Raw genomic sequence first — 18,547 nt, 5'->3', positions numbered from 1 at the left:
CCCATGCCATCAGCGAAGATCCAACCGCCGCTCGCCGGCAAGGCCGTCCTCGTCGTCGGGGCGAGTACGGGGATCGGGGCCGCCACCGCGCGCGTCCTCGCCGCGGACGGCGCCGCCGTCATGCTCGTCGCACGCAGCAAGGCGCCGCTCGCCGAGCTCACCGAGGAGCTCACCTCGGCGGGACACGAGGTCGCGTACACGACCGGCGACGTCTCGCTCGCGGCGGACGTCGCCGCCTTCGTCGACGCCACCGTCGCCCGGTTCGGCCGGCTCGACGGGGCGTTCAACAACGCCGCGATGCCCGGGAGCGGGCGCCTCGACGCGGTCACGGAAGAGGACTTCGACCGGATCATGGCCGTGAACGTGAAGGGCACGTGGCTGTGCATCCGCGAAGAGGTGCGTGTCATGGCGGAGCAGGGCTCCGGCTCGATCGTCAACATGAGCAGCATCGGCGGCCTGCGCGGCAGCTCCGGGTCGGGCGCCTACCAGGCCACCAAGCACGCGGTCATCGGCCTGACCCGCACCGCGGCCCACGACTTCGGGCCGCTCGGCATCCGGGTGAACGTGCTGGCCCCCGGCCCGACCGAGAGCGCGATGCTCGACCATCTGCGGCAGGCGATTCCCGGCGGGGTGGAGGCACGGATAGCCGCCACCCCGTTGCGCAAGGCGGGGACGGGAACGGAGGTCGGAGCCACCACGGCGTTCCTGCTGAGCGACCGGGCGAGCCACCTCAGCGGGGTCGTGCTGCCGGTCGACGGAGGGTTCCTCGCCTGAGCGTAGGTCCCGCGCCCGTTCAGCCCAGCTTCTTCATCCTGACGGCCCGTTTCAGGAAGACGATGCCGTCGATCGTGTCCAGGTGGGGCGGGTCCAGAGGGAAGTAGGCGAAGTCGTGGGACGTGCGCGGGGCGGGCTCCGGGACGGTCTCGGCCAGGCGGCGGGCGTCGATGATCGAGTGGTCCCACGGGAGCGTGGAGAGGACGCCCTCGATGGTGTCCGGGGGCGGGTCGTCGTCGCCGGCCGTGCCTAGAGCTGAGGCCAGGTAGGTGTAGCGGTCGCCCAGGTGCGTTGCGGCGATCGCTCCTGCGCTCCACCATTCCAGTTGGTGGTCGCCGAACGACATGTAGGTCTTGTTGCGCTGCAGGTGGAGGTTGGAGGCGAAGACCAGGGCCGGGCCGTGCTCGGCGATGGCGCGCAGGTTGGCGGCCATCATCGCGTCCCGCAGGGCCGACAGGCGGGTCCACCGTGCCGGGGACGTGTCGGCCAGCCAATAGTGGTAGCGGAGCAGGCCGACGGCGGTGCGTCCGTACAGCGCCGCCCGATCGCGGGCTTCCGCGCTCAGCTGCGGCGCCTGCGTGTCGAACAGCGCCACCAGGTCGTCGGCGATCAGCCGCAGCCGCCGTGCGTCGGCGGATTGCCCGATCGACTGGGACGGATCCATGGCCGTGGCCTCGTTCGACCACCGGGCGTCCGGGCCCAGCAGCGCGTCGAGGGTCTCCCCGGCCACCACGGCTTGGAGGAGCGGGCCGCCGAGGAGGTCGTAGAGGCCGGTGAGTGCTTGGCGCGGGCTCTCCGCCCAGTACTCCAGCGGGCCGTCGACCCCGAAGAAGCGGACCTTGTCGTCATGCTCCTCGTTGTACGCGCGCATCCAGCGGACGAGGTCGCGGTTGGCCGGGACGGCGCCGAAGCCGTGGCTGAAGCCGTGCTCCATGACGTCGTCGAGCGTGCCCGCGCCCGTCGCGATGTGCTCGTCCACCAGGAGGGCTTTGAGGCAGTCGCTCTCGATGGCGAACGACCGGTAGCCCTCGTGCTCGACCAGGTGCCGGAAGATGTCGTTGCGCAGTTCGCCCAGCTCTTCGACGAAGTGCCTGGCCTCACCCAGGCCGAGCACCAGGGGGCTGACGGGGAGGGAGTGCAGGAACGCCGAGATGCCCGCGCCATCGCATGGCCGGGCCGTGCCCTTGATGTCCATGCCTTCGACGGTATCGTTGAACACTCGGTGTAAACTTTGCCGTGGAAATGCGGGGGAAACGGTGATGGGCCTTCAATCAGTGGTGCATCTATGAGGCCGGTGGACCTGGCGCGCGAGCACGGTCTGTCCACCCAAGCGGTCAGGAACTACGAGGACGCCGGCATCCTGCCCGCGGCCGAACGCACCGTCCACGGGTACCGCACCTACACGCCGCTCCACGCGGAAGCCCTGCGCGCCTTCCTCGCCCTCGTGGCCGGGCACGGGCACCAGGCGGCCACGGCGATCATGCAGGCGGTCGACCGGGGCGCCACCGAGGACGCGCTGCGGCTCATCGACGAGAGCCACGGCCAGCTCCTCGACGACCGCCGCACCCTCCAGGCCGTCGAGGCCGCGCTTCGCGATCTGGCGCCGGTGCCGCAGGAGCGCGGCGACACGTTCATCGGCCCCCTGGCCAGGAGGCTCGGCATCCGCCCCGCGACCTTGCGCAAATGGGAGAACGCCGGCCTCGTCCGACCGCATCGCGACCCGCAGACGGGCTACCGGGTCTACGGCGCGGCCGACGTACGGGACGTCCGGCTGGCGCACCAGCTCAGGCGGGGCGGCTACCTGCTGGAGCAGATCGCCCCGCTGATCGCCCAGGTCCGCTCCGCCGGAGGCATCGGCCCGCTGGAGGCGACCCTGCGCGACTGGCAGGACCGCCTGTCCGCCCGGGGCCGCGCCATGCTCAAGGGCGCCGCCGCCCTGGACGCCTACCTCTGCGTCCGCCACCCCTGAGCCGCCTCAGCGGTTCAGGCGAGGTAGCCGCCGTCCACGGTCAGGACGGTGCCGGTGACGAAGGACGCGGCGGGACTTGCGAGGAACGCGATGCCCGCCGCGACCTCGTCCGGCCGTCCGAAGCGGCCCAGCGCGTTCGCGGCGCGCTGGACGTCGGCGGACGGGCCGTCCGGCGGGTTCATGTCGGTCGCCACCGAGCCGGACTGGACGACGTTCACCGTGATGCCGCGCGGCCCCAGGTCGCGGGCGGCGGCCTTGCTGTAGCCGGCGACGGCCGCCTTGGTCGCCACGTAGTCGGCGACGCCGGGGAAGCCCGCGCGGGTCGCCTGCATCGAGCCCACGGTGATGATCCGTCCGCCGTCGCCGAGGACGCGGGCGGCGGCGCGGATGCCCGCGATCACGCCGCCGACGTTGACGGCGAGCTGCCGGTCGAGGGCCGCGCGGTCGGCGTCGAGGTCGTCGACCTTGCCGGTGACGAACATCGCGGCGTTGTTGACGAGGATGTCCAGCCGTCCGAAATCAGCGACCACGGTGTCCACCAGGCCGCCGACCTGCGCCGGAACAGCCTGATCGGCCCGGTAGGCGGCGGCCTGGCCGAGGCCGGCCGCCAGGGTCTCGGCCTTGGCGCGGGACGCGGCGTAGCCGATCGCGACGGCGGCCCCCTCGGCGGCGAGTGCCCGGACGGTCGCCGCTCCGATGCCGCGCGAGCCACCGGTCACCAGCGCGACCTTGCCTTCCAGAGTCCTGTTCATCGTGTCTCCTTCAGACCTTCGCCGGGGCGGGACGGGTGTCGTGGCGGTGGATGTGGACGGCCACGGCCAGCCCGGCGACGGTGAGCAGCGCGGCGGCCGGGAAGATGGCGCGCAGGCCCGGTCCGGCGATGAGGGCGCCGCCGAGCCAGCCGGCGACCGCGGCGGCGACCTGGAAGCCGGACGCGTTGACGGCGACGGCGAGGGTCGGGGCGGCGCCCGCGCTGGTCAGGACGCGGGCCTGCATGCCCGGGATGATCGCGAAGGCCAGCAGCCCCAGCGCGAACGTCAGCACGGCGGCGAGCGCCCGGACGTCGCTGACGGCCCAGAACAGGGCGAGGGCGGCGGCCAGCGCGGTGAGCAGCCAGATCAGGGACGGCATCAGCGCCCGGTCCGAGAGCCGTCCGCCGGCGAAGTTCCCGATGACCGCGCCCGCGCCGTACACGAGCAGCAGCACCGGGACGGCGCCCGAGCCGAAGCCCGCGAGCTTGGTGAGCAGCGGCGCGATGTAGGTGAAGACGGTGACGACGCCGACGTTGCCCAGGGCGGTGAGCACGATGGCGAGGCGGACGTCCCGTCCCGAGAAGACGCGCAGTTCACCGAGCACCGAGCCGGTCGCGCCGGGCCGGGCCGGGACGAGACGCAGCACCATCGGCAGCGCCACGGCGGTGATCGCCGCGACGGACGCGAAGGTGGCGCGCCAGCCGAGGTCCTGGCCGATGAGGGTGCCGATCGGCGTCCCGAGGACGATGCCGAGGTTCAGCCCCAGCGCGACCTTCGCGATCGTGGACGCCTCCCGGCCCGGCTCCGCCATCGAGACGGCGGTGGCGATGGCGACGGCGAAGAAGGTGGCGACGACCAGCCCCGCGACGAACCGCGCCGCGAGCAGGACGGGATAGTCCGGTGCCGCGGCCGAGCCGAGGTTGCCCAGGATCGACACGGTGATGAGCCCGGCGATCAGCGGCTTGCGGGGCAGCCGCGCGGTCAGCGCGGTGACGACCGGGCCGCCGACGATCATGCCGAGCGCGTAGGCGGTGACCAGCCGTCCGGCGGCGGGGACCGAGACGGCGAGGTCGCCGGCCACGTCCGGCAGGATGCCCGCGATCACGAACTCGCCGGTGGTCAGGCTGAAGACCACCAGCAGCAGGGACAGGAGGGGTAGCGGCACGTCCGGCACTCCATTGCTTCGAACTCGGATTATTCGAACTAGCAATATCATGACTCGAAGCACATGGGCTACACTCGGGGCATGGACGAGCAGATGGACCGCGACATGTGCAAGCTCATCCACAAGTTCGCGCAGCGGCTCGACGTGCACGTCCGGCACATCGCCGACGACGTGGGCATGACCGCCACCCAGGTCGTCGCGCTCCGCGAGCTGTCCGAGCCGATCACGGCGCGCGAGCTGGCCAACCGGATGGCCTGCGAGGCGTCCAACGCGACCTTCGTCCTCGACCGGCTCGAAGGGCAGGGCCTCGTCGAGCGCCGCCCCCACCCGACCGACCGCCGCGCCAAGCAGATCGTCCTCACGCCGGCGGGCGAGCGCGCCCGCGCGGACGTCGTCGAACGGCTGAGCACCCACTCCCCGCTGGCGCCGCTCACCCCGATCCAGCAGGACTCCCTGCGCGACCTCCTCCAGACCCTCCTCAAGCAGTCTGAGTAGCCGCACCGCCCCCGAATGAGTACGTGCGCGCTGCCGCGCCCGCCCCCGCCGACGCGACGATGATCCTGTTCCCGGAAAGCAGGACGTCGAGGAGGCAAGGGATGGATCAGCAGCAGACCGACAAGGTGTCACTGGGCGCCGTGCTCGTCGTGCCCGTGGTGTTCCTGCTGGCCGGAATCCTGGTGCTGTTCAACCTCGTCGTGGGCGCCCTGACCGACGCCGGACCGGACTCCTGCGGCACGGCCTCCTGCTCCGGCAGTCCGGCGCTCGCCAAGGTCTTCGTGGGCATCGCGGTGTTCAGCGCCGTGTCGGCGCTCGGCACCCTCTTCACCCTGCGCCCGTCGCGTCTCCCGGCGCGCGGCGTGCTGATCGCCATGGCCCTGGTCGTCCCGGTCTTCGCGGACGCCGTCGCCTTCGCCGCGGCCCCCGACTGGCTCTGACCGCCCCGCCGCCGCGTCGAGTGCTAGCCGGCGCGGGAGAAGGTCAGGCGGGCTGCTCGGCCCTGCTCGCCGGCGGCCCAGCAGGTGCCGTCGGACGCGCAGTCGACCGTGTCGAAGCTTCCCGTGTCGAAGCTTTTCCAAGTGCGGCCGGCGGTCAGGGTGCCGTCGCTGCCGGTCGGGCCCACGGCCACCGCGGCCGGACCCGAATACGCCGGCCACGCCACCCCGGACCGGTACTCGGCCGGCGGACGGGACGCGACCCGCCACGTCCGGCCGCCGTCGCCGGTCGTCGCCGCGGCCTTCGGGGACGGCTCCCCGGGCCGGTAGTCGCCGCCGACCGCGATGCCGTGCCGGGAGTCGCGGAACGCCACCGCGAACACGCCCGAGGCCGGGCCGCTCGGCAGCGGCGTGTCGGCGACCGTCCAGGTGAGGCCGCGATCGCGGGAGTGGAACACGCGCGACCGGGACCCGCCGCCCGTGGCGAGCCACACGTCCCGCTTGCCATGGCTGACCAGGCACTGCCCGCTGGCCGCGAACCCGGCCTCGCCCTCCAGCGCCGGAGGCATTCCCTTCGACGGCAGCACGCGCCAGCTCCGGCCCCCGTCGCTGGTGGAGATGATCCGGAACCGTCCGTCCACCGGGTCGCTCATGGCCAGGCCGTGCCGGGAGTCGAAGAACGTGACGCAGTCGTAGAACGCCTTCGGGTCGTCGTTCTTGAAGCCGAGCGTCCAGGAGCGGCCGCCGTCGGACGTCCGGTACACGCGGGACGCGTCGCCCTCGCCGATGGCCAGCAGGACGGCGCGCCGCGCGTCGAACGCCTCGATGTCGCGGAACTCCAGACCCGCGCCGTCGGCGGGCGCGACGTTCTGCCAGGTGCGGCCGCCGTCGGTCGTCCGCAGGACGGTTCCGCCGCTGCCCGCCAGCCAGGCGACGTCGTGGCCGACCGCCGCCAGCCCGCGGAACCGCGCGTCCGACCCGGTCGGGGCCGGCCGCCACGACGGCCCGCCCGCGGCCCGCGCCGGCACCGCGAGCGACGCCGCGACCACCGCCCCGCACACCCCGGCCATCGCCAGCTTCCGGACCACCGCGCGCATCGGTTCCATGACGCGCAAGCTAGCCAATGATGATCAAGCCGTCCAGGCCCATCGTCAGTCGAGGGTGATGTCGACGCGGTCGATCTCGCCGCCCTCGAAGGGGTAGGCGGGCGGATGGTCGCCGACCGGGGAGCCGGTGTTGAGGCCGATGTCGAAGGTCTCGTCGATGGAGAACACCGCGGGCGGGGTCGCCGCGAGCCGGTCGCCGGCGGCCTCCGTCCCGTCCACGGTGAGGACGAGCGTGCCGCCGCGCCCGAGGCCGTCGCTGTCCGCGGTGAAGTCGACCCGCAGGATGTGCCGGCCGGCCGTCAGGACGAGGTCGGGGACGAGTTCGGCCACCGCGATCTCGAACGTGCGGTAGATGAACACGGGACGGCCCGTGTCGCCGACGAAGAGGGACCAGCCCGCCGCCCGGCCGCCCATCGTGGCGATGACGCCGCGCGGCCGCCCGGTGACGTCGAGCGTCGCCTCCAGCGTCCAGGACCGGCCGATCATGCGGGGCGCGTTGCTCTCCGGGATGCCGACCGCGCCCGGATGGTAGGTGAACCTCTTGCGGCCCGCGGCGAGGTTGGGCATCCGGGTGCGGGAGACGCGGGCGTCGCGCAGCGGCAGGATGCCGACCCGGCCCGCCTCCCGCTCGAAGACCGCCTGGAGGCGGGCGAGGCGTTCCGGCTCGGCCGCGGCGAGATCGACGGCCTGGCTGAAGTCCTCCTCCAGGTCGTACAGCTCCCAGACGTCGTCCTCGAAGGGGCGGCCCTTGCCGGGCAGGGCGACGCCCCACGGGACGCCGCCGTGGTGCGCGGACGCCATCCAGCCCTCGTGGTAGATCGAGCGATGCCCGTAGACCTCGAAGTACTGGGTGGTGTGCCGTTCGGGCGCGGCCGGGTCGTCGAAGCTGTAACAAAGGCTCGTCCCGTGCATCGGCTCCTGCGGGACGCCGTTCACCGTCCCGGGCGGTTCCAGCCCGGCGGCCTCAAGGATCGTCGGCGCCACGTCGTTGACGTGGGAGAACTGGCTGCGCAGCCCGCTGCCGGAGATGCCGTTCGGCCACGTCACCGCCATCGGGTTGCGGGTGCCGCCGAGGTGCGAGGCGATCTGCTTGACCCACTGGTAGGGAGCGGTCATCGCCCATGCCCACCCGGCGGGGTACTGCGGGTAGGAGTCGGCGGTGCCGATCTCGTCGAGCTTCGCGAGGGTGTCGGCCGGGGACTCGGTGATGCCCTGGAGTGCCCCCATGTAGTTGACGCTGCCGGGCAGGCCGCCTTCGGCGCTGCTGCCGTTGTCGCCGACGATGTAGAAGAAGAGCGTGTCGTCGAAGTCGCCGCTCCGCCTGAGTTCCCCGACGAGCCGCCCGACCTGGACGTCCGTGTGCTCCAGGAACCCGGCGTACACCTCCATCAACCGCTCGGCGACGGCCCGCTCGTCGTCGGTGATGTCGTCCCAGCCCGGGATCTCCTCGGGGCGCGGGGTCATCCGGGTGCCGTCCGGGACGACGCCGCGCTCGATCTGCCGCTCCAGGATCCGGTCGCGCTCGGCGTCCCAGCCGTGTGCGAACCGTCCCCGGTAGCGGCCGCTCCACTCGGGCGGGACGTGCAGCGGGGCGTGGGTGGCGCCTGGCGCCAGGTAGAGGAAGAACGGCCGGTCGGGGGTCATCGACCGTTGCATCCGGATCCAGCGGATCGACTGGTCCACGAGGTCCTCGGTCAGGTGGTACCCGGGGTCGGACGACGGTTCGACCGGGGCCGTCCCCTCGTACAGGGTCGGCTGGTACTGGTGGGTCTCGCCGCCGAGGAACCCGTAGAACTTGTCGAACCCCTGGCCGGTGGGCCACCGGTCGAACGGCCCCGCCTGCGACGACTCCCACGGCGGCGACAGGTGCCACTTGCCGATGCACGCGGTCGAGTAGCCGTTCTGCCGCAGGACCGTCGCGATGGTGGCGCTCTCGGGGCGTAGCACCCCCTCGTAACCGGGGTGACTGTTGGCGCTGTTCAGGACGGTCCCGACGCCGACCGCGTGCGCGTCGCGGCCCGTCAGCAGGGACGCCCTGGTCGGCGAGCAGATCGCCGTCGTGTGGAACCGGTTGTAGGCCAGGCCCTCGCCGCACATCGCGTCCAGCGTGGGGGTCTCGATCGCGCCGCCGAACGTGGCGGCGGCACCGTAGCCGACGTCGTCGAGCAGTACGACGACGACGTTGGGACGCCGCGTCACCGGTGTGCCCGCTGCCGGGCCTCGGCGACCCACCGGTGACCGACCCGGAAGTTGACCTGCGCCATCAGGGACGGCTCGGCGGACGCGCGCCGCTCCAGGACCTCGGCGTAGCAGTCCTGCGCGCCGGCATCGGACCGGTCCGCCAGGAACGCCCATTCGGCCAGGTGGCTTGCGAGGCGGGGGTCGGTGTGCGCGAGTTCGCGGGCGCGGGCGGTCAGGGCGGCCGTGCCGCCGGCGAGGCGGGCGATCTCCGCGGCCTGCGCGGCCTTGGGCGCGGGCAGCAGGTCCGCGGGATGCCCGTTCCACCAGCCGCCGTACCGCCGGATGACGTTGCGGCAGATGAACTCCGGCTTGTCGTAGATCGCCGCGAGCCGGGGATGCCCGGCCAGGTCGGCGGGAACGCGCAGCGTCTCGACGATCTCCTCGGGCGGCACGCCGGCGTTCAGGCCGCCCAGCGCGTGCCGGACGATGTGCCGCAGGCAGCGGGCCAGCGCGGTCAGCTCGTCCTGGATCGCGCCGGCGCCCCGGACCAGGTCGCCGTGCCCGGGGATGATCGCCTCGGGACGCAGCGCGGCCATCGCGTCCGCGGCGTCGGCCCATTCCTCGGCGTAGCGCTGCACCTTCTTCGGGTTGCCCGCGTTGGGCAGGTAGCCGGTCACCAGGTCGCCCGCGGCGATGACGCCGCGTTCGGGCGCCCAGACCCACGTCGCGTCGTCCGTCTCGCCCTTGCCGTGGAACAGCTCGAACCGCTCGCCGCCGATGGTGAGGGTCAGCGTGTCGCGGTACGTCTCGTCCGGCCAGACGAAGTCCGACTCCTCCGCCGCCCACGCCTTGCCGTCCGGGCCGGGCAGCTGCCCGTTGATGTGGGCGTTCAGCCCGGACGTCTTCATGTAGCGGCGGAAGTGGGCGGGGACGTTCTCGTGCGCGACGACCCGCGGCCGCTCGCCCGCCTCCAGGAACGCCCACAGCCCGAACGCGTGGTCGCTGTGGCCGTGGGTGTAGACGACCGTGTGCAGCGGCTGCGAGCTGACCGAGCGGACGGCCTTGAGCAGCGCCGGGCCGTCGCCCGCGCAGCCGCAGTCGACCAGCAGCAGGCCCTCGCCGGTCTCGAAGAGCGCGACGTTCACCATGCCGGGCTGGATGAAGAAGGTGCGCGGCGCCGCCTCGGCGACGACCGGTTCGAGGCCGGACCCGTGCGCCCTGGAGAAGATGTGGCGGGCCTGTCCCGCGCTGAACAGACCGAACGCCGATTCGGCGGTCTTCTGCTGATTGTCGGGGAACGCGGGCGCGTCCGGCATCATCGGCCTCCGGGATTAAGTCACGTGTCTTAGGGGACGGTAAAGCAGCCTGCTTAACGGGTCAAGGGCGAGAGCGCCGGGCGTCCTTGTAAGGTGGTCGCCGTGAGCGGGGAAAAGGCGGACGGCGCAACGGGGACGGCGCCCGGCGCGCACGACACCAGGGCCAGGCTCATCGACGTCGCCGAGCGGCTGTTCGCCGAACTCGGCATCGAGTCGGTGTCGCTGCGCATCGTCGGCATCGAGGCGGGCCAGCGGAACAACTCCGCGGCGCAGTACCACTTCGGCTCCAAGGCCGGCCTGATCGCCGCGATCATCGCCGCCCGCTCGGCGGCGGTGGACGGGCGCCGCGCCGAACTGGTCGCCGCGCTGCGCTCGGCCGACCGCCGGCCGGGCCCGGCCGACCTGGTCGCCCTGCTCGTGCTGCCGCTGGTGGAGACGATCGACGCGACCAGTGAGCGGACCTGGTACCTGCGCTTCCTGGCCAACGCCATGGACCACCCGATGCTCGACGCGCCCTGGCGGCCGGGCCGGTCCAGGCCGCCCGGCGCGCCGGACCCGCCGGACCCGCCCGGGCTCCGCTACCTGCGGCGGGAGCTGAAGCGGCTGCTGCCGGACCTGCCGGACGCCGAGTTCGAGCGGCGGATGCGGTGGACGTCGATGACCACGTTCCGCGTCCTCGCCGACTACGAGCGGCAGCGCTCGACCACCGCCGGGGCGCCCCCGTCCCGCCAGGTCGTCTCCGACCTGACCCGGATGCTGGTGGCCCTCCTGACCGCCCCGTACCCGGCGCCCGGACCGTCCTCAGGTGGTTAAGAAGCAGCTCTTAACGGTCTAAAACCCGCTTCTTACGTGCGGTCTGAAATTCACCGTGAACTGTCCCACTGAGCGGGACCGTCCTTGCGTCACCCGGATCACTCGTCGAGTTTCGCAATTCACAAAGCGACCGCTGAATCGCCGACGGCCGCCGAATCCGAACCGATCGAAGGATCCCATGGCGCTCGATCTCACCCCGTCCCATGGCGCGGCGCCCAGGTACCGGCTCCTCCTCGCCCTCGCCGTCATCATCCTGTTCTCCGAGACCGCGACCTTCGAGGTCCTCATGGTCATGCCGGCCCTCCCGGACATGGCCGCGCACTACCGGACCACCGACACCGCCTGGGTCGTCTCGATCCTCACCCTCGCCGGGGCGACCGTCATGCCGCTGGTCGGCAGGGCAGCCGACCGGTGGGGCAAGAAGCGCGTCATCCTCCTGCTCGGTTGCGCGTTCCTCGCGGGCGGCGTCCTGTGCGCCACGGCCGACTCGTTCGCGCTGCTCCTGACCGGCCGGGCCCTGCAGGGCTCGATGGTCGGCATCGTGGGCCTGTCCTACAGCCTGGTCCGCGACATCATGCCCCGGAACTTCGTCCCGGTGGCGCTCGGCATGGTGGTGACCGGCGTCGGCATGTCGGCCGTCGCGGGCCCGTTCGCCGCGGGCGCGCTCATCGACGCCTTCGGCTTCCGCGGGATCTTCTGGTTCATGGTCGCCTACGCCGCGATCCTGCTGCCCCTGTACGCGCTGCTGATCCCGGAGAGCCGCGGGCAGGCGGGCCAGCCGATCGACTACCTGGGCTCGGTCCTGCTCGGCCCGGCGGCCGCCGCCCTCCTGTACGGGCTCTCGCGAGGCTCGCAGGACGGCTGGACGTCCGGCGCCGCGCTCGGTCTCCTGCTCGCCGGGGCCCTCCTGCTGGCGGGGTTCCTCGTGCGGCAGCGGACGGCGCGGCACCCCCTGATCGAGCCGCGGATCCTGTTCGGCGCCCGGTTCGGGCCGACGCTGCTCGCGGTCGGATGCGTCTCCTACATGATGAACGCCCACGCCCTGCTCGTCCCCACCATGCTGCGGACGCCGCCGGGCGCGGGCGGGACCGGCTACGGCGCCGGCCTGTCCGCGACCGGATACGCGACGTGGACGTGGCCGCTCGGCGCCCTGGCGATGATCACGGGGCCGCTCGGCGGCTACCTGGCCAAGCGGATCGGCCCCCGGCGGGTCCTGCTCGGCTCGGCCTGCCTGTTCCTCGCGACCCTGTACGCCGGCGGCCGGCTTCCCCACGTGTTCTGGCAGGTCGCGATGATGAGCGTCATCGCCGGCATGGCGGTGGGGTTCCTGCACTCCTCGAACGCCAACCTCGTCCAGGACGCGCTGCCGTCGTCGCACAGCGGGGTGGGGAACACGATCGGTGCCATGAACTCGCTGCTCGCCGCGTCCATCGGCAGCACCGTCACCGGCATCGTCATGGCGGACCACGTCCGGGCCACCGATCCGGTCAGCCACGCCGTCCTGTACGAGCCCGGCGCCTTCACCAGCGGCTACCTGTACGCGGCCGCCGTCGGCGCGGCCGGCCTGGTCGTGGCCCTCGTCATGAGGCACGGGCACCGTCCCGCCCAAGGCGGCCTGGCCGAAGACGGAGGCCGCCCCGTCAAGCGAGACGACTCGCCGTTGCCCACCTAGGAGGGCGTGATCGTGACGACGGCTTCGTCTCCCTTGATGCCGAGGGCTTCGATGGAGATGTTCTGCAGCCGGTTGCTGACCTTGGCGACTCCGCCGACGGAGAAGGACCCGCCACCGCCGTCCGTGGACTTGAAGGTGATCTCGTCCTCGCTGATGGCGACCTGGACGGGGGTCATGCCGAACTCCTTGTCGAGCGGGATCTCGGCCCCGCTGGAGACGCGGACGGTGCAGTCGGCGTCGGCGCAGGCGGTGAGGTCGGTCCCGTCCGCGGCCTCCGGGAGGGGCTCCTGCCCGCATCCGGTGAGGAGCAGCGCGAGGGCCGCGGCGAGGGGCAGCGCACTTCGGATCGGCATGGTCGTCCTCCTAGACATGCTCGACCGTGATGACCGCTTTGCGGTCCTCGACCGCGATGACCGCGAGGGAGATGTCGTTGATCCGGCTCGGCCCGCCCTGATCCGGCGTCTGATGCGAGAGCGTCGCCCGCATGCCGCCGGCGGTCACGCTCGTGAAGGTGACCGAGTCGCCCGTGACCGTGACATCGAGCGGCGCCGCCAGGCCCAGCCCGTCGTCCAGCCTGATCTTGTCGCCGTCGTGGACGAGGACCTCGCACTCGGCGTCGCCGCAGGCGTCCAGGTCGTCCCCGTCGGCGGCCTTCGGGAAGCCGGTCGGGGACGGGGACGAAGGGGAGGGCGCCGGTGCGGACACTGGAGTGCTCGCGCTGGGGGACGCGGCGGCCGGCTCCGGTGTGGTGGAGCCGCAACTCGTGAGCAGGACGGTCATGGCCGCGCCCGCCAGCGCCGCTCGTGTGCCCGTTACCGTCGGCATCGGCTTCCTTTCTCGACGTGGTCGGAAGGAGCATGGCCGAACGGCTCCGGGACCGGTCCCGGAACGGCTCACTCCAGGAGCAGCAGGTCCGATTGGACGATCGTGGCGCTGACGAGCAGTTCGGTGATGAGGTTGTGGTTGAGCATGTTGCCCAGCGGCGGCGTGAGTTCGCTCTCCCGGAGGCCGGGGACGTGCGGGCTGAGGCGCTTGCGCACCTCGGCGACGATGTGGGCGGCGCGTTTGGCGGTCCACCGCTCGTCCGGACGCAGGCGGCCCAGTTCGTCGGCGGCCTGGACCCAGGTCAGCGGTTGCGGGTCGGGCTCCTGCGCCAGGTAGCGGCGGCTCAGGCAGACCAGGACGAGGTGTTCGACGGGCGTGAGGGGCCAGCCGTCGGGGTCGGAGGTGCCGATCTCGTACTGGTTCTCGGCCTCCCAGCGGGTCCGGGGGGCGATGCTCACTTCGAGCAGGTGCTCCTGGTTCGGGGCGACGATGAACAGGGGCGTGTAGGACGGGGGAAGCTCGGCATGATGCCCGCCGAGGACGAGGCGGTCGGGGAACCGGATCGCCAGCCTGCCGACGTTGTGCAGCACCCAGCGCAAGCCGTCATGGTGGATGTATCCGGCCTGGCGGCTGACGTGCGGGTCGTTGCCCCCCACGCAGACGTGCACGTCCGGCTCGCCCCGTCCGAAGACGAGGGAGAACCGGGCGTCCGGTGCCACGCGCATCCCGCCGCTCGGCCCCTTGGCGAACAGGGTCCCGGGGGCGGCGGGCGGCAGGCCGTGGGCGAGGCTGCCGCCGCCGGGCAGGATCTCGACCTTGCGCGGGGACTTCGTCCCGTCCATCAGTAGATGCCCTCCGCGTGGCCCGTGCCCCCGCCGAACGTGGCCCCGCGTGTGAGGAGCCGCCCGTCCACGTCGACGTTGTAGCGGACCTCGCCGCCGCTGGTCTTCAGGTCGAGCTCGTACGCGGTCCGGGGCACCGACGCCGGGATGGGCACCGTGGCCTCCCACGGCAGGTCGACGTCCTCCACCTTCGTGGACTCCCCGTTCACCGTGTACGTCAGCGACTCGACCTTGCCGTCGCCGGAAAGGGAGAACTTGATCTCACCGACCGGCGTGGGCGACGCGGCCGGCGCCGACGCCGACGGGGACCGCGGGGTAGGCGCGGCCACGGCTTCCGCCCGGGGTTCGCGGCCCTGGTACCAGACGGCGGCGGAGACTCCCGCGACCACGAGCACGGCGGCGGCGACGGCGGCGATGACGACGACCGGGGTCCGGTCGCGGCGTGCGGCGGGGGCGGGAGGGTTCTCGGCCTCGCGCCGCCGCCGGTCGATCTCGGCCGCGACCGGGGACGGCCAGGCGGCCTCGGGCGGGCGGTCCGCGAGCCGCTCGGCCAGCTCCCCGGCGGCCGGGCGGTGGGACGGGTCGCGCTCCATGCAGCCGGCGATGACCGCCCGCAGCGACTCGTCCGGGACCCGGTCGAACCGCGGCCGTTCGGAGCGGAGGCGGACGAGCTGCTCGTGCCACGGGCCCGCACCGAACGGCTCCTTGCCGGTGCACGCGAACATCAGCGTCGCCCCGAGCGTGAAGATGTCGCTCGCCGGGCCGATCTCGCCGCCGGCGGCCTGCTCGGGCGACATGAACCCCGGCGAACCGAGGGGCGTCTCGGAGTCCGTGATCGTGGCGGCGTCCAGCGCGCGGGCGATCCCGAAGTCGATCACGCGCGGGCCGTCCGCGGTCAGCAGGACGTTCGCGGGCGTCAGGTCCCGGTGGACGATCCCGGCCCCGTGGACATCGGCCAGCGCCTCCGCGACGCCCGCCGCCAGGTACCGGACGACGTCCGGCGGCAGCGGGCCCCAGGCCCGGACCGCGTCCCGCAGCGGCACCGACGGCAGGTACTCGGTCGCCAGCCAGGGGCGCGGGGCGTCCGGGTCGGCGTCGACGACGGGTGCGGTGAACCCGCCGCCGACCGTCGCCGCCAGTTCCGCCTCGCGCCGGAACCGCTCCCGGAACCCCGGGTCGGCACCGAACTCCGGGTGCACGAGCTTGATCGCCACGACCCGTCCGGCGGCGGAACGCCCCAGGTAGACGGTCCCCATGCCGCCGGACCCGAGGCGCGCGAGCAGCCGGTAGGCGCCCGCCGGCGCCTCGACCGAGCGCGGGTCGCCCGGCTCAAGAGCCTCCACGTGATCCTCCGGCGGTCTCGGGCGGGGCGACCGCCCGGACATGCCCGCCGGCCGTCGCGACGAACACCCGTCCGGCGACGCTCGCGGGGATGCCGAGCCGGATCGCCTCCGCTGCGTACGTCCAGCGGACGCGGCCGTCCGCCGCGTCCAACGCGTACAGTGTGCCGTCGGTGCACGCTGCGTACAAGATCCCGCCGGACAGCCGCAGCGCCGTCGCCTGGCTCCGGGGGGCGTTCGGCACCTGCGCGAGGCGGCGCGACCAGGCCGTCCGTCCGGTGGCCGCCTCCAGGGCGAGGATCTCGGCGTCCGCCCCCTCCACGTACAGGAGGCGGTCGCCGAGGCGTCCCGACCAGGCGCCGATGTCCCGGCGCCGCCACAGGACGCCTCCGTCGGCGGCCCGCAGCGCGTGCAGCGTCCCGACGCGGTCGCACGCGAAGACCATGTCCCGGCCGATGATCAGGTAGTCCCCGTGGTCCATCGGCCGGTTCCACCGGGCCCGTCCGGTGCCGGCGTCCAAGGCGGTCAGCCGCTCGGACGACGCGGCGACCACGAGATCTCCCTGGGCGGCGAGCGCGTCGGGGCCGTCGCCGAGCCTGCTCGTCCAGAGCCGCCGCCCGTCTTCGCGGTTCAGCGCGCCGATGCCCGACCGCCGGTCCGGGCCGGTCGGCGAGATGCCGAAGCAGACCACCCGGTCGGACGCAGCCAGGTCGCTCGGGCCCTCTCCGAACGCGAAGTCGTGGCTCCACCGCGTGCCGCCGGTGGACGCCCGGACGGCGCGCAGCCTCTTGCCCTTGTTCTCCGCCAAGTACACGTCGTCGCCGGAGACGGTGGCGGACGCGTCGCGTTTCCACAGGACCTTGCCGCTGTCCGGACTCAGCGCCTGCACGCTCTTCTCGGCGCTCACCAAGACCACGCCTCCGGCGGTCTCCAAGTCCGACTCCTTGTCGCCGAGCGGTCGTCGCCACAGCGGGACGCCTTTGGGCGGCGGCTTCGAGGGCCCCCGGGCGCCCCCGGACGCGTCCCCGCCGGACAGGGGCCCGCCGGACAGGGGCCCGCCGGACAGGGGCCCGCCGGACGTCCCGTCGCGCAGGAGCACGCCCGCCCCCGCGACGGCCAGCAGGCCCGCGCCGATCCCGGCGAGGGCCGTCCGGCGTCCCGGACGCCACGGCCCCGCAGGCGACGGCGCCGCCGCCGGGACGACCTCGGCCGTGCGGCGCTCGACCTCCGCCGCGACCGGCGCGGGCAGCCATCCGACGCCCAGCAGGGGCGGGTCGTCCGGTGCCCCGAGACCGTCCAGCACCTCGGCGGCCGACGGGCGCGCGGACGCCTCGGCCCGCAGGCACGCCGTGACCAGGTCCCGCAGCCACGGTTCGGCGATCGCGGCGAGATCCGCCTGGACGTTCACCACCCGCAGATGCCGGGTGTGCACGGGGCCGGTCCCGAACGGCTCGACCCCGGACGCCGCGTAAGCCAGCGTCGCGCCCAGGGTGAAGACGTCGGAGGCCGGGCCGATCTCCCGCCCCCGCACCTGCTCGGGGGACATGAACCCGGGCGAGCCGATGGGCCGGCCCGCGCGCGTGAGGGGATCGGCGTCGTCCGGCCGCGCGATGCCGAAGTCGATCACCCGGGGGCCGCCCGCGGTCAGCAGCACGTTCGCCGGTTTCAGATCGCGGTGCACGAGCCCGCCGCGGTGGATCGCCGCGAGCGCCTCGGCGAGCCCGCCGGCCAGCGCCCGCACGGCGTCCGGCGGCAGCGGCCCGAACTCCGCGACCGCCTCCCGCAGCGACGGCCCCGGCAGGTAGGCGGTGGCGAGCCACGGCGTCGGCGCGTCCGCGCCCGCGTCCAGCACGGGCGCGGTGAAGGCGCCGACGACCCGGCGCGCGGCGTCCACCTCGCGGCGGAACCGGGCGCGGTACTTGGCCTGCCCGGCGAACCGGCTGTGGACGACCTTGACCGCCACCGCCCGTCCGCTGCGGGCCCGGCCGAGGTACACCGCGCCCATGCCGCCGGCGCCGAGCCGCGCCACCACCCGGTACGGGCCGATCCTGTCCGGATCGCCCGGCTGAAGCGGGTCCACCGCTGTGCCCTCCGTGAACGCCGTCTCGGTGGCAGCAGGCTAGCGGCCCGCGGCGCCGGGCGGCGCCGGGTCAGGACACCTCGTTGATCTCCTCGGGGCGCTGCCCCGTCACCAGGTACACGACGTTCTCCGCCACGTGGACGGCGTGGTCGGCGAACCGCTCGAAGTACCGCCCCGCCAGGGTGATGTCGACGGCCGGCTCCACGCCGTGCTTCCACTTGGGGGACAGCAGGATGTCGAACAGGCGGCGGTGCAGGCGGTCCATCTGGTCGTCGTCGGCGTCCAGTTCCAGGCCCATCTCGACGTCCTGGGACGCGATGACGCTGCCCGTCTTGGCGATCATTCGCTCGGCGATCTGCCCCATCTCCAGGACGGTGGCCTGCAGCTCGGGCGGGACGGCCGACTCGGGGTGCCGGCGCCGGGCCGTCTTGGCGATGTGCACCGCGAGGTCGCCCATCCGCTCCAGGTCGCCGCTCATCCGCAGCGCGGTGATCAGCGTGCGCAGGTCGCCGGCGACGGGCTGCTGCCGGGCCATCAGGTCGAACACCGTCGCCTCGATGTCCGCGTCGATCTTGTTGACGTGCTCGTCGCCGCTGATGACCTCCTCCGACAGCCTCAGGTCGGCGTCCAGGAGGGCGGTCAGCGCACGGGCCATCGCGGACCGGACGAGGCGGGTCATCTCCACCAGGCTGTCGGTGAGGGAATCGAGTTCCTCGTGGTAGGCGTCGCGCAATTGGTGTCCTTCGGAGTGAAGCCGCCCTTCGGAGCGAAGGGGCGGAG

At 73.2% G+C, this 18,547-nt stretch carries 18 protein-coding genes; 6 read left to right on the top strand and 12 right to left on the bottom strand.

Annotated elements, in window-relative coordinates; all coding sequences use genetic code 11:
• Positions 1–3: 3 nt before the first annotated feature.
• Entirely contained in the window at positions 4–774 is a 771-nt protein-coding gene (locus E1293_RS12585) for an SDR family NAD(P)-dependent oxidoreductase (RefSeq protein ID WP_132197202.1), read from the top strand.
• Positions 775–793: 19 nt separating this feature from the next.
• On the opposite strand, the gene E1293_RS12580 is transcribed toward E1293_RS12585, so the two are convergent.
• The gene (locus tag E1293_RS12580) at positions 794–1,969 is read right to left on the bottom strand and encodes an erythromycin esterase family protein (protein ID WP_132197200.1); all 1,176 of its coding nucleotides are present in this window, start codon (positions 1,967–1,969) and stop codon (positions 794–796) included.
• A 90-nt stretch (positions 1,970–2,059) separates the two neighbouring features.
• Here E1293_RS12580 and E1293_RS12575 point away from each other — a divergent pair, with 90 nt between their 5' ends.
• Complete coding sequence (locus E1293_RS12575) at positions 2,060–2,743, top strand: TioE family transcriptional regulator (protein WP_132197198.1); 684 nt, start codon at positions 2,060–2,062, stop codon at positions 2,741–2,743.
• A 14-nt stretch (positions 2,744–2,757) separates the two neighbouring features.
• On the opposite strand, the gene E1293_RS12570 is transcribed toward E1293_RS12575, so the two are convergent.
• Positions 2,758–3,495, bottom strand: a complete 738-nt coding sequence (locus E1293_RS12570; RefSeq protein WP_132197196.1) for an SDR family NAD(P)-dependent oxidoreductase — start codon at positions 3,493–3,495, stop codon at positions 2,758–2,760.
• A 10-nt stretch (positions 3,496–3,505) separates the two neighbouring features.
• Positions 3,506–4,660 (bottom strand): MFS transporter, encoded by a 1,155-nt coding sequence (locus E1293_RS12565; RefSeq protein WP_243716186.1) that lies wholly within the window; start codon positions 4,658–4,660, stop codon positions 3,506–3,508.
• A gap of 81 nt (positions 4,661–4,741) precedes the next feature.
• Between E1293_RS12565 and E1293_RS12560 the strand changes: the two genes are divergently transcribed.
• The gene (locus tag E1293_RS12560; RefSeq protein WP_132197192.1) at positions 4,742–5,155 is read left to right on the top strand and encodes a MarR family winged helix-turn-helix transcriptional regulator; all 414 of its coding nucleotides are present in this window, start codon (positions 4,742–4,744) and stop codon (positions 5,153–5,155) included.
• A gap of 101 nt (positions 5,156–5,256) precedes the next feature.
• Positions 5,257–5,595 carry a hypothetical protein gene (locus E1293_RS12555; protein WP_132197190.1) on the top strand — a complete coding sequence of 113 codons (339 nt, stop codon included), beginning with the start codon at positions 5,257–5,259 and terminating at the stop codon, positions 5,593–5,595.
• A 23-nt stretch (positions 5,596–5,618) separates the two neighbouring features.
• On the opposite strand, the gene E1293_RS12550 is transcribed toward E1293_RS12555, so the two are convergent.
• From E1293_RS12550 to E1293_RS12540, 3 genes are read right to left on the bottom strand one after another with little or no spacing between them, the layout of a single operon-like run.
• Positions 5,619–6,698, bottom strand: a complete 1,080-nt coding sequence (locus E1293_RS12550; RefSeq protein ID WP_243716185.1) for a WD40/YVTN/BNR-like repeat-containing protein — start codon at positions 6,696–6,698, stop codon at positions 5,619–5,621.
• A 45-nt stretch (positions 6,699–6,743) separates the two neighbouring features.
• Complete coding sequence (locus tag E1293_RS12545; RefSeq protein WP_165978183.1) at positions 6,744–8,897, bottom strand: arylsulfatase; 2,154 nt, start codon at positions 8,895–8,897, stop codon at positions 6,744–6,746.
• Positions 8,894–10,198, bottom strand: a complete 1,305-nt coding sequence (locus tag E1293_RS12540) for an MBL fold metallo-hydrolase (RefSeq protein ID WP_132197186.1) — start codon at positions 10,196–10,198, stop codon at positions 8,894–8,896. The genes E1293_RS12545 and E1293_RS12540 overlap by 4 nt, the downstream gene beginning before the upstream one ends.
• A gap of 99 nt (positions 10,199–10,297) precedes the next feature.
• Between E1293_RS12540 and E1293_RS12535 the strand changes: the two genes are divergently transcribed.
• Both E1293_RS12535 and E1293_RS12530 read left to right on the top strand, forming a co-directional pair.
• Positions 10,298–11,008, top strand: a complete 711-nt coding sequence (locus E1293_RS12535; protein ID WP_165978182.1) for a TetR family transcriptional regulator — start codon at positions 10,298–10,300, stop codon at positions 11,006–11,008.
• A gap of 178 nt (positions 11,009–11,186) precedes the next feature.
• The gene (locus E1293_RS12530; protein ID WP_132197182.1) at positions 11,187–12,680 is read left to right on the top strand and encodes an MFS transporter; all 1,494 of its coding nucleotides are present in this window, start codon (positions 11,187–11,189) and stop codon (positions 12,678–12,680) included.
• Here E1293_RS12530 and E1293_RS12525 read toward each other — a convergent pair.
• The 6 genes from E1293_RS12525 to phoU form a co-directional block, all read right to left on the bottom strand.
• Positions 12,677–13,033, bottom strand: a complete 357-nt coding sequence (locus E1293_RS12525; protein ID WP_132197180.1) for a hypothetical protein — start codon at positions 13,031–13,033, stop codon at positions 12,677–12,679. The genes E1293_RS12530 and E1293_RS12525 overlap by 4 nt on opposite strands.
• Positions 13,034–13,043: 10 nt before the next feature.
• A complete protein-coding gene (locus E1293_RS12520; RefSeq protein WP_132197178.1) occupies positions 13,044–13,505 on the bottom strand; it encodes a hypothetical protein in 462 nt (153 codons plus the stop codon).
• Positions 13,506–13,573: 68 nt separating this feature from the next.
• Positions 13,574–14,347 (bottom strand): hypothetical protein, encoded by a 774-nt coding sequence (locus E1293_RS12515; protein ID WP_132197176.1) that lies wholly within the window; start codon positions 14,345–14,347, stop codon positions 13,574–13,576.
• On the bottom strand, positions 14,347–15,690 hold the full coding sequence (locus E1293_RS12510; RefSeq protein WP_207938812.1) for a serine/threonine-protein kinase: 1,344 nt from the start codon (positions 15,688–15,690) through the stop codon (positions 14,347–14,349). The genes E1293_RS12515 and E1293_RS12510 overlap by 1 nt, the downstream gene beginning before the upstream one ends.
• Positions 15,677–17,767, bottom strand: coding sequence for an outer membrane protein assembly factor BamB family protein (locus E1293_RS12505; RefSeq protein ID WP_132197172.1), 2,091 nt, complete (start codon positions 17,765–17,767; stop codon positions 15,677–15,679). The genes E1293_RS12510 and E1293_RS12505 overlap by 14 nt, the downstream gene beginning before the upstream one ends.
• A 70-nt stretch (positions 17,768–17,837) precedes the next feature.
• Entirely contained in the window at positions 17,838–18,500 is a 663-nt protein-coding gene (phoU, locus tag E1293_RS12500; protein ID WP_132197170.1) for a phosphate signaling complex protein PhoU, read from the bottom strand.
• Positions 18,501–18,547: the final 47 nt, after the last annotated feature.

It is taken from the genome of Actinomadura darangshiensis, from assembly GCF_004349235.1.
Classification (GTDB): domain Bacteria; phylum Actinomycetota; class Actinomycetes; order Streptosporangiales; family Streptosporangiaceae; genus Spirillospora; species Spirillospora darangshiensis.
The sequence above is the reverse complement of the archived record's forward strand: the minus strand, read 5'-3'. Positions and strand labels throughout refer to the sequence as shown.